Raw genomic sequence first — 9,778 nt, 5'->3', positions numbered from 1 at the left:
TCGCGACGCCGAGGTAGGTCGCGACGAGCACGACGGTGCTGAGCAGGCCGGCACGACCGGGCGCGGTGTCGCCGTCGGACGACTCCTCCGACAGGTTGACCGCGCTCTCCCAGCCCCAGTAGATGAAGACACCGATCAGCAGGCCGCTGATGAGCTGGTCCGACGACAGCCCGGCCGGGCTGAGCCACGACCAGCTCGGGTTCTCGGCCCCCTCGGGCAGGTTGCCCAGCACGAGCCGCACCGCCGCGACGACCACGAAGAACAGCAGCGCCCCGACCTGGGCGAAGACGAGCCAGACCTGGAACTTGGCCGAGGCCTCGGTGCCACGGACGCAGAGCCACGTCATGACCAGCACGATCACGACCGCGACCGAGACCACGACGACGCGGTTCGCCGCGATGTCGTCGGCACCGACCAGGACGAACAGGTACTTGGCCGCGACGTCGGCGAGCGAGCCGATCACGAGCACCCCGGTCGTGAAGACGGCCCAGCCGCCCATCCAGCCGAGCCAGGGACCCATCGCGCGGGTGACCCACGAGAAGGTCGTGCCGCAGTCGGTGTCGGCCCGGTTCATGTAGAGGAACGCACCGGCGATCAGGAACATCGGCACGAACGACAGCCAGATCACCGCCGGTGCGCCGACCCCGGCGACGACGACCATCGAGCCGAGCACCGCCGCGATCGAGTAGGCGGGGGCCGTCGCGTCGAGACCGATCGAGAGGCCCTCCCAGAAGCCGATCGCATTGGCCTTGAGTCCCTTGCCGCCGGTGCCCTCCGGCACCGGGGTCGGCGTCGCTCCTGCCATGGCGCACCCTCCCTCTGGTTCCCCGATCCGCGCTTCGGATTTCTGAGCAGAGTGCCCTCACTGCGACTGAATCCGCAACGGTTTCACACGATCGTTACGCAATCAGTTGCGATTGTCACGCACTGATGTCGATACTCGGGGTGGATCGGAGGTCCCCATGAGCCAGGAGAACCGGCGGCAGCAGGCCGCCCGCGACCATCTGTGGATGCACTTCACCCGCCTGTCGAGCGCGGCCGACCACGAGGTCCCGGTGATCGTGCGCGGCGAGGGCGCCTACATCTGGGACGACCGGGGGCGGCGCTACCTCGACGGCCTCGCCGGCCTGTTCGTCGTGCAGGCCGGGCACGGTCGCGCCGAGCTGGCCGAGGCCGCGGCCACGCAGGCCGCCGACCTGGCCTTCTTCCCGATCTGGTCCTACGCCCATCCCACGGCGATCGACCTGGCCGAGCGGATCGCCTCGTACGCTCCCGGCGACCTCAACCGCGTCTTCTTCTCCAGCGGCGGCGGCGAGGCGGTCGAGACCGCCTGGAAGCTCGCGAAGAACTACTTCAAGCTGGTCGGCAAGCCGATGAAGCACAAGGTCATCAGCCGGGCCGTCGCGTACCACGGCACGACCCACGGGGCCCTGTCGATCACGGGCCTCCCGCCGCTCAAGCAGCAGTTCGAGCCGCTCGTCCCGTCGACGTTCCGCGTGCCCAACACCAACCTGTACCGCGCGCCCGTGCACGGCGACGACCCCGAGGCGTTCGGCCTCTGGGCGGCCGAGCAGATCCGCGTCGCGATCGAGGCCGAGGGCCCCGACACCGTCGCCGCGGTGTTCCTCGAGCCGGTGCAGAACGCGGGTGGCTGCTTCCCGCCCCCGCCGGGGTACTTCCAGCGGGTCCGCGAGATCTGCGACGAGCACGACGTCCTGCTGGTCTCCGACGAGGTGATCTGCGCGTTCGGTCGACTGGGCCACATGTTCGGCGCCGAGCGCTACGGCTACCAGCCCGACATGATCACGTGCGCCAAGGGCCTGACCTCCGGGTACTCCCCGCTCGGCGCGACGATCATCAGCGACCGCATCGCCGAGCCGTTCCTGCACGGCGACGCGAGCTTCGCGCACGGCTACACCTTCGGCGGGCACCCTGTGTCGTGCGCCGTCGCGCTGGCCAACCTCGACCTGTTCGAGCGCGAGGGCCTCAACCAGCACGTGCTCGACACCGAGGGCGACTTCCGCCGCGTCCTCGACGGCCTGCGCGACCTGCCGATCGTCGGCGACGTCCGCGGCGACGGCTTCTTCTACGGCATCGAGCTGGTCAAGGACCAGGCGACCAAGGAGACCTTCGACGCCGAGGAGTCCGAGCGGCTGCTGCGCGGGTTCCTGTCGACCGCCCTGTTCGACGCGGGCCTGTACTGCCGCGCCGACGACCGCGGCGACCCGGTGATCCAGCTCGCGCCCCCGCTCGTGGCGGGCCAGGAGCAGTTCGACGAGATCGAGCAGATCCTGCGGTCGGTGCTGACCGAGGCGTGGTCCAGGATCTGACGATGCCCTCCGTGACCCTCGACGACGTCGCCAAGCAGATCATCGCGCTCCTGCAGCGCGACGGTCGGATGCCCTACGCCGCGATCGGCAAGGAGGTCGGCCTGTCGGAGGCTGCCGTGCGCCAGCGGGTGCAGCGACTCACCGACGCCGGCGTCATCGACATCGTCGCCGTGACCGACCCGATCCAGCTGGGCTTCGCCCGCCAGGCGATGATCGGCATCCGGGCCAGCGGGCCGCTCGAGCCCCTGGCCGACGCCCTGGCCGAGCTGCCCGAGGTCGACTACGTGGTCATCACGGCCGGGTCGTACGACCTGATGGTCGAGGTCGTCTGCGCGAGCGACGACCACCTGCTCGAGCTCGTCTCGACCAAGATCCGCAAGCGTCCCGAGGTCACGAGCAGCGAGACGTTCATGTACCTCAAGCTCGTCAAGCAGACCTACACCTGGGGCGTCCCGGAATAGCCGGTTCACAGGAACCGGCCCGCGGTGGTCCGCGCGCCGCCTAGGATGCGGTCCGAGACAGCACGACCTCGCCCCGCACCCGGGGCGACCGGCCCAGGGGGACCACACGTGATCACCTTCTTCGTGATCGGCGGCATCGGGATCGCGATCCTGCTGCTGTCGATCGTCATCGGCGACCTGTTCGACGGAGCCCTGTCGTTCCTCGACGTCGGCGGTGACCTGTTCTCGAGCGCCGCGCTCGGCGGGTTCCTCGGCGCCTTCGGCTTCGCCGGGGCCATCGCGCTCGACGCCACCGACGACCTGACCGCCTCGGTCGGGATCGGCCTGGTCTCCGGCGTCGTCGTCGGTCTCGGCGCCGGCTGGGCGTCGTCGCGCCTCCAGCAGGGCGGCGACGAGTCGACCGTGCGCACCAGCACCCTCACCGGCCGCACCGCGACCGTGCTGAACGCGATCCCCGCCGAGGGCTACGGCGAGGTCACGATCCAGGTCGCCGGCCACATCACCAAGCTCAACGCCCGCTCGGCCGCGCCCGTCGCGGCTGGCACCCCCGTCACCATCACCGCCGTTCTCTCCGCGACCTCCGTCCAGGTCGCCCCTCTGGAGGCCTGACCCGTGAACTTCGACTCCCTCTCCCCCCAGCTCCTGGGCGTCATCGGCCTCGTCGTCGTCGTGGCGCTGCTCGCGGCGCTCATCACGACGCGCTACAAGGTCGCCGGCCCCAACGAGGCCTTCATCGTCACGGGGCGCGGCGGCAAGTCCGTCCGCAACGCCGAGACCGGCATCTCCTCGACCGACATCTCCGGCCAGAAGGTCGTGATGGGCGGCGGCGTCTTCGTCATCCCGTTCGTGCAGAAGCTGCACGTGCTCGACCTGTCGTCGCGCCGCATCATGGTCCAGATCCGCGGTGCGGTGTCGGGCCAGGGCGTCAAGCTCAACCTCGACGGCGTCGCGATCGTCAAGGTCGGCGGCAACGAGGACTCGATCCGCGCCGCGGCCCAGCGCTTCCTCTCGCAGCAGAACGAGATCGAGACCTTCACGCAGGAGACCCTCGCGGGCTCGCTGCGCTCGATCGTCGGCTCGCTGTCGGTCGAGCAGATCATCCGCGACCGCGCGGCCTTCGCCCAGCGCGTCGCCGACGAGTCGGAGAGCTCGCTGACCGGCCAGGGCCTCGTGCTCGACACGTTCCAGATCCAGGACATCACCGACGACGGCACCTACCTGTCCGACCTCGGCCGTCCCGAGGCCGCCAAGATCGGCCAGCTGGCCTCGATCGCCGAGGCCGCCGCCCGTCAGGCCGCCGAGCAGGCCCGGATCGCGGCCGAGCAGGAGATCGCCGTCTCGCAGCGCCAGCTCGCGCTCAAGACCGCCGAGATCAAGGCCGAGACCGACGCCGCGTCGGCGCAGGCCGCGGCGGCTGGACCGCTCGCCCAGGCCGACCGCGACCAGGCGATCCTCGCCGAGCAGGAGAAGGTCGCCGTGCGCCAGGCTGCGCTGAAGGAGCGTCAGCTCGACACCGAGGTGCGCAAGCCGGCCGATGCCGAGCGGTACCGCGTCGAGACCGAGGCCGAGGGCCGGCGCAACTCCCAGATCTTCGACGCCGACGCGCGCAAGGCTGCTGCCATCGCGTCCGCCGAGGCGGAGGCCGAGGAGGCACGCCTGACCGGTGAGGGCGAGAAGTCCCGCCGTTCGGCGCTGGCCGAGGCCGAGGCCATCGAGGGTGCCAAGCGCGGTGAGGCCGAGAAGGCCCGTCGTGTCGCCGAGGCCGACGCCCTGCGGGCCGAGGGTGAGGCCGAGGCGTCCGCAATCCTCGCCAAGGGCGAGGCCGAGGCCGAGGCGATGAACAAGCGCGCCGAGGCGTTCGAGCAGTACAACGACGCTGCGGTGCTGCAGATGCTGATCGAGATCCTGCCCAAGCTGGCCGCCGAGGTCGCGGGTCCGATGAGCGCGATCGACAAGCTCACCGTCATCTCCACCGACGGCGCCGGCGAGCTGCCGAAGCAGGTCACGGGCAACGTCGTGCAGACCCTCGAGCTGCTCAAGAACACCACGGGGGTTGACCTGCAGGGCCTCATCAGCCGCTACACCGACGGCGACAGCGCGCTCGCCCCCGCGGCCCCGGTGCCCGCTCCGGCACCCGCGGCCGACGACCCGAAGGCCTGACTCAGGCGTCGACCGGGTCGCTCGGGCGCAGGCCCGGCATCGGCAGCAGCAGTGCCGCCGGGGCGTGGGCCGGGACGGCCGGGTCCACCGGCTCGACGGCCTGCACCCGGCGATAGGGCTCGCCCACGGCGGGACGCGGGTCCTGCTCGCCGCGGTTGGGCCAGAGCGCCATCGCCCGCTCGGCCTGCGCGGTGATCGTGAGCGACGGGTTGACCCCGAGGTTGGCCGAGATCGCCGAGCCGTCGGCGACGTGCAGGCCCTCGTACCCGTGCACGCGCTGGTAGGGGTCGATCACGCCGGTCTCGGCGGTCTCGCCGATGACGCAGCCGCCGATGAAGTGCGCCGTCAGCGGCACGCCGACGAGCTCGCCGGCCGAGCTGCCCGGATACCCGTCGATGGCCCGCGCGACGTCCTTCGAGACGCGGTCGGCCACGGGGATCCAGTCGGGGTTGGGCTCCCCGCCGCCCTGACGGCTCGTCAGGCGTGAGCCGAGCAGACCGCGCTTGCGGTACGTCGTGATCGAGTTGTCGAGCGACTGCATCACGAGGATCACGATCGACTGCTCGGCCCAGCGCCGGGGCGAGTGCAGGCGCAGTGCGCCCCGCAGGCCCAGCAGGCGGTAGCCGCGCAGCACCGCGCGCAGGCGGCCGCCCGGGCCGGGCCGGTCGGGCAGCGCCATGTTCATCAGGCTCAGTGCGCCGGAGCCGCGGCCGTAGCGCACGGGCTCGACGTGGGTGACCGCGTCGGGGTGGAACGACGAGGTGATCGCGACGCCCTCGGTGTAGTCGGCGTCCTTGGCCGAGGCGCGGGCCGAGAGCACGGCCTCGGAGTTCGTGCGGCTGAGCTCGCCGATGCGCTCCGACAGGCGCGGAAGGGACGTCGCGCGGAGCCGGTGCAGCAGGTCCTGCGTGCTGAGCGCGTTGCCGGCGAAGACGACGTGCTGGGCCGTGAAGCTGCGGCGGCGCCACGGGCTGCCGGTGCGGCGCGTGCGGACCTCATAGCCCCCACCGTCACGCTCGCGCACGTCGTGCACCGTCGTGAGGGGGTGGATCTCGGCGCCGTTCTTCTCCGCGAGGTACAGGTAGTTCTTCACCAGCGTGTTCTTGGCGTTGTGGCGGCAGCCCGTCATGCAGGCGCCGCAGTTCAGGCACGCGTTGCGCTCCGGGCCCTCGCCGCCGAAGAACGGGTCGGGCACCGCGGCGCCCGGCTCGTCGCCGAACAGCACGCCGACGTCCGTCGGGTGGAACGTGTCGCCCACGCCGTAGTCGCGAGCGAGCGACTCGACCAGGTCGTCCGCCGGCGTGCGACCGGGATAGGTCGTGACGCCGAGCATCTTCTTGGCCTGCGTGTAGTACGGCGCCAGCTCGTCGCGCCAGTCGGTGATGTGCGCCCAGTGCGGGTCGGCGTAGAACGGCTCGAGCGGTTCGTACAGCGTGTTGGCGTAGACCAGGGATCCACCACCGACGCCCGTGCCGCTCGTGATCAGGACGTCCTTGAGCAGCGTGATGCGCATGATGCCGAAGCAGCGCGCCCACGGGGCCCACAGGTAGCGCCGCAGGCGCCACGAGGTCTCGGGCAGCTCGTCGTCGGCGAAGCGGCGACCCGCCTCCATGACGCCGACACGATAGCCCTTCTCCGTCAGCCGCAGGGCCGTGACGCTGCCGCCGAACCCCGATCCCACCACGACGACGTCGTAGTCGAGCTCCTGATCGTTCTGTGCCATGTGAGGCAGGCTACACACGCTATTGACACTTTGCCAATAGTCTCGCCACACTGGTCGTCGTGACCACCTCGACGCCCAGCGTGCGCAGCCGCCTGGAGCCCGACGCGCGGCGCCTGCAGATCATCGAGGCGGTGCGTCCGCTCTACCTCGAGCGGCCGTTCAACGACGTCTCGACGGCCGAGCTCGCCGCCGCGGCCGGGGTCGCCCGGGGACTCATCAACCACTACTTCGGCTCCAAGCGCGAGCTGTACGTCGAGGTCATGCGCTCCTCGATCCGCATGCCCGAGAGCGAGCTGCCCGACCTGTCGGCGCTCCCCCTGCCCGAGCGCGTGCGCCGCACGATGGACTGGATCCTGGAGGCCGCCGAGACCTACGGGCAGGCCTGGATCAGCGTCTCCGGCGCGGCCAACCTGCACGGCGACTCCGACCTGCAGGTCGTGGTCGACGAGGCCGACGACCACGCCGCCCGTCTCACCCTCGACGCGATCGGCCTGCCCGACGACCCCCGCCTGGTCGCGCGCCTGCGTGCGATCGCGCCGCTCGTGAAGTCGGTGTGTCGCGAGTGGCTCGTGCGCGAGACGCTCACCCGCGCCGAGGCGCTCGACCTGCTCACCGACACCGTCCTGATCTTCGCGACCAAGGAGACGTCCTCATGACCTCGATCGGCATCATCGGCTCCGGCTTCGGCGCGATCGCCACCGCGGTGGAGCTGCGCCAGCACGGCCACGACGACGTGCGCCTCTGGGAGCGCTCCGCCGAGCTCGGCGGCGTCTGGCGCGACAACACGTACCCCGGGGCCGGCTGCGACGTCCCCTCGCCCCTGTACTCGTTCTCGTTCAACGTGAACAAGGACTGGAGCCGCCGCTACGCCCTGCAGGCCGAGATCCTGGAGTACCTGCGCCGCACCGCCGACGACTTCGGCATCACGCCGCTCGTGCGCTTCGAGCACGAGATCGTGTCGGCGCACTGGATCGAGACCGACCGCCAGTGGGAGGTCGGCTTCACGAGCGGCGGCTCCGACCGGGTCGACGTCCTGATCAGCGCCGTCGGGCAGCTGTCGCGTCCCAAGCTCCCGCCGATCCCCGGCATCGACGACTTCGCCGGTGAGCAGTTCCACTCCGCGCAGTGGCGTCACGACCTGGACCTCGCCGGCAAGCGCGTCGCGGCGGTCGGAGTCGGCGCCAGCGCGATCCAGTACGCCCCGCACCTCGCGGAGCACGCCGAGCATCTGACCCTGTTCCAGCGGTCCGCGAACCACGTCTTCCCGAAGCCGGACTCGGCGATCCCGCGCTGGTGGCGCCAGGCGATCCCGTACGAGCGCGGTCTCTGGTGGTTCTTCGGCGAGCAGTTCTCGCGCGGTCTCGACCTCGGCACGCGCACCGGACGCGCGATCGCGAAGGTGTGCGACTGGCACCTGCGTCGGTCGGTCGACGACCCGCAGACGCGCGAGGCGCTCACGCCCGACTACCCGCTCGGCTGCAAGCGCATCCTGTTCTCCAACAACTTCTACCCGACTGTGAACCGCTCCGACGTCACGCTGGTGGCCGACGCCATCACGCGCGTGACGCCCGAGGGGCTCGAGACGGCCGACGGCACGGTGCACGAGGCCGACGTGATCGTCTACGGCACCGGCTTCGACGCCCAGGACTTCCTGGACTCGATCGACATCACCGGCGTCGGCGGGCGCAAGCTCGCGGCGCAGTGGGCCGACGGCGCGCACGCCTACCTCGGCATGTACGTGCCCGGCTTCCCGAACCTCTTCGTCTCCTACGGGCCCAACACCAACCTCGGTGGCGGCTCGATCATCTACATGCTCGAGGCGCAGGCACGGCACATGCGGCAGGTGCTCGACCGTCTCGAGGCCGGCCGGTGGGAGACCGTCGAGGTCACCGAGGAGGCCGAGCGCGAGTTCGACGAGCGCGTGCAGAAGCGCCTCGGCCTGTCGGTGTGGGGCCAGTGCGACAACTGGTACCGCCACCCCTCGGGGCGCATCACCTCGAACTGGCCCGGCTCGACCAAGCCGTTCGAGCGGGCGACCCGACACCTGGACCCGGAGGCCTTCGCGTGGGTGTGAACGACGAGACCTATCCCGCCGAGCCGTGGGACCTGCACGGCCACGCCCACGTCGGCGTCTGGCTCGTGCCGGCCGGCGCCGCTCCCCCGCCGCACCACGCGGGGACCCGTCAGCTGCGGCTGTTCGGGCGGGTCGTCGTCGCCGCGGCGTTCTTCCGGTACGACGAGCCGAGCCCGTTGACGTACGACGAGATCATGGCGACGCAGCTCGTGCGTGACGGCTGGCGTCCCCGGGTCTCGATCACGCACATCTGGGTCGACTCCCCCGCCTCGATGGCCGGCGGGCGTGCGCTCTGGGCGATCCCGAAGGACCTCGCCGCGTTCGAGCGGGTCACCGACCGCGCCTACACCGCTGCCGGCATCGGCACCCTGACGCTCGCGCGGCTCAAGGCCCTGCCGTTCCGCCTGCCCCTGGGCTTCCGGATCGCCCAGGACCGCGGCGGATCGCTCCTCACGTCGCCCGTCGCCGGATCGGCCCGGGTGGGGGTCGCCAAGGGCTTCTGGACGTTCGACGCCAACGGCCCCCTGGCGTTCCTCGCCGGGCGCAAGCCGCTCCTGACCCTGACGGTCCGGGGCTTCCGACTCCTGTTCGGGCGGCGCTAGGACGCGCCTAGATCCGCTCGCCGCCGAGGATCTCGAGGACCTCGTCGCACGTCGTGTCGAGGCACTCCACGCCCCAGTTGTCGCCGAAGACGACGCCGAACTCCCCCGGCGGGTCCTCGCCGGCGTTCTCGGTGTACTCCTGCACGTTCTCCGCCGCCCGCCGGTACAGGTCGCGGCTCTCGTCGTCGGCGAACCAGGCGATCCGGTACCCGTTGCCGTCGACCGTGCAGGAGACGGTCTCGTCGGCCCCGACGACCTCGTCGGTCTCGACGTCCTCGCAGCCCAGCTGGGTCGCCGCGGCCTGCGCCGACTCGACGCTGTCGCCGCCGCACGCGGAGAGCGACAGGAGGAGGGCGAGGACCACCACGGCGGAGAGGCGCATGACCCCATCATGGTGCAGGTCGGCTCTATCGACCTTTTTCCTGGCG

At 71.1% G+C, this 9,778-nt stretch carries 10 protein-coding genes; 7 read left to right on the top strand and 3 right to left on the bottom strand.

Annotation, left to right across the window (positions count from 1 at the left end):
- On the bottom strand, positions 1-805 hold an 805-nt coding region (locus ABD127_RS03285; RefSeq protein WP_344197685.1), incomplete at its 3' end, for an APC family permease.
- A 157-nt stretch (positions 806-962) separates the two neighbouring features.
- Here ABD127_RS03285 and ABD127_RS03280 point away from each other — a divergent pair.
- The 4 genes from ABD127_RS03280 to ABD127_RS03265 all read left to right on the top strand — a co-directional run bounded on the left by ABD127_RS03280 (position 963) and on the right by ABD127_RS03265 (position 4,951).
- Entirely contained in the window at positions 963-2,330 is a 1,368-nt protein-coding gene (locus tag ABD127_RS03280) for an aspartate aminotransferase family protein (protein ID WP_344197683.1), read from the top strand.
- A 2-nt stretch (positions 2,331-2,332) separates the two neighbouring features.
- Entirely contained in the window at positions 2,333-2,791 is a 459-nt protein-coding gene (locus ABD127_RS03275) for an Lrp/AsnC family transcriptional regulator (protein WP_344197681.1), read from the top strand.
- Positions 2,792-2,899: 108 nt separating this feature from the next.
- Positions 2,900-3,400 (top strand): NfeD family protein, encoded by a 501-nt coding sequence (locus tag ABD127_RS03270; protein WP_344197679.1) that lies wholly within the window; start codon positions 2,900-2,902, stop codon positions 3,398-3,400.
- A 3-nt stretch (positions 3,401-3,403) separates the two neighbouring features.
- Positions 3,404-4,951: a flotillin family protein gene (locus ABD127_RS03265; protein ID WP_344197677.1), complete on the top strand. Its 1,548-nt coding sequence runs from the start codon at positions 3,404-3,406 to the stop codon at positions 4,949-4,951.
- Position 4,952: 1 nt separating this feature from the next.
- Here the strand turns inward: ABD127_RS03265 and ABD127_RS03260 are convergent, their stop codons facing one another.
- On the bottom strand, positions 4,953-6,674 hold the full coding sequence (locus ABD127_RS03260; protein ID WP_344197675.1) for an FAD-dependent oxidoreductase: 1,722 nt from the start codon (positions 6,672-6,674) through the stop codon (positions 4,953-4,955).
- Between the two features lie 59 nt (positions 6,675-6,733).
- On the opposite strand from ABD127_RS03260, the gene ABD127_RS03255 reads away from it, so the two are divergent.
- From ABD127_RS03255 to ABD127_RS03245, 3 genes are read left to right on the top strand one after another with little or no spacing between them, the layout of a single operon-like run.
- Positions 6,734-7,330 (top strand): TetR/AcrR family transcriptional regulator, encoded by a 597-nt coding sequence (locus ABD127_RS03255; RefSeq protein WP_344197673.1) that lies wholly within the window; start codon positions 6,734-6,736, stop codon positions 7,328-7,330.
- Complete coding sequence (locus tag ABD127_RS03250) at positions 7,327-8,748, top strand: flavin-containing monooxygenase (RefSeq protein WP_344197671.1); 1,422 nt, start codon at positions 7,327-7,329, stop codon at positions 8,746-8,748. The genes ABD127_RS03255 and ABD127_RS03250 overlap by 4 nt, the downstream gene beginning before the upstream one ends.
- Complete coding sequence (locus ABD127_RS03245) at positions 8,739-9,350, top strand: acetoacetate decarboxylase family protein (RefSeq protein WP_344197669.1); 612 nt, start codon at positions 8,739-8,741, stop codon at positions 9,348-9,350. The genes ABD127_RS03250 and ABD127_RS03245 overlap by 10 nt, the downstream gene beginning before the upstream one ends.
- A gap of 7 nt (positions 9,351-9,357) precedes the next feature.
- Here ABD127_RS03245 and ABD127_RS03240 read toward each other — a convergent pair whose 3' ends face one another.
- Entirely contained in the window at positions 9,358-9,732 is a 375-nt protein-coding gene (locus ABD127_RS03240) for a hypothetical protein (protein ID WP_344197667.1), read from the bottom strand.
- Positions 9,733-9,778: the final 46 nt, after the last annotated feature.

It is taken from the genome of Aeromicrobium alkaliterrae, assembly GCF_039529015.1.
Lineage (GTDB): Bacteria > Actinomycetota > Actinomycetes > Propionibacteriales > Nocardioidaceae > Aeromicrobium > Aeromicrobium alkaliterrae.
The sequence above is the reverse complement of the archived record's forward strand: the minus strand, read 5'-3'. Positions and strand labels throughout refer to the sequence as shown.

What these genes read in the sequence shown, in the direction of transcription:
- ABD127_RS03260 (WP_344197675.1), bottom strand. Translation starts at nt 6,674, where the DNA reads ATGGCACAGAACGATCAGGAGCTCGACTACGACGTCGTCGTGGTGGGA.
- ABD127_RS03240 (WP_344197667.1), bottom strand. Translation starts at nt 9,732, where the DNA reads ATGCGCCTCTCCGCCGTGGTGGTCCTCGCCCTCCTCCTGTCGCTCTCC.
- ABD127_RS03280 (WP_344197683.1), top strand. Translation starts at nt 963, where the DNA reads ATGAGCCAGGAGAACCGGCGGCAGCAGGCCGCCCGCGACCATCTGTGG.
- ABD127_RS03275 (WP_344197681.1), top strand. Translation starts at nt 2,333, where the DNA reads ATGCCCTCCGTGACCCTCGACGACGTCGCCAAGCAGATCATCGCGCTC.
- ABD127_RS03250 (WP_344197671.1), top strand. Translation starts at nt 7,327, where the DNA reads ATGACCTCGATCGGCATCATCGGCTCCGGCTTCGGCGCGATCGCCACC.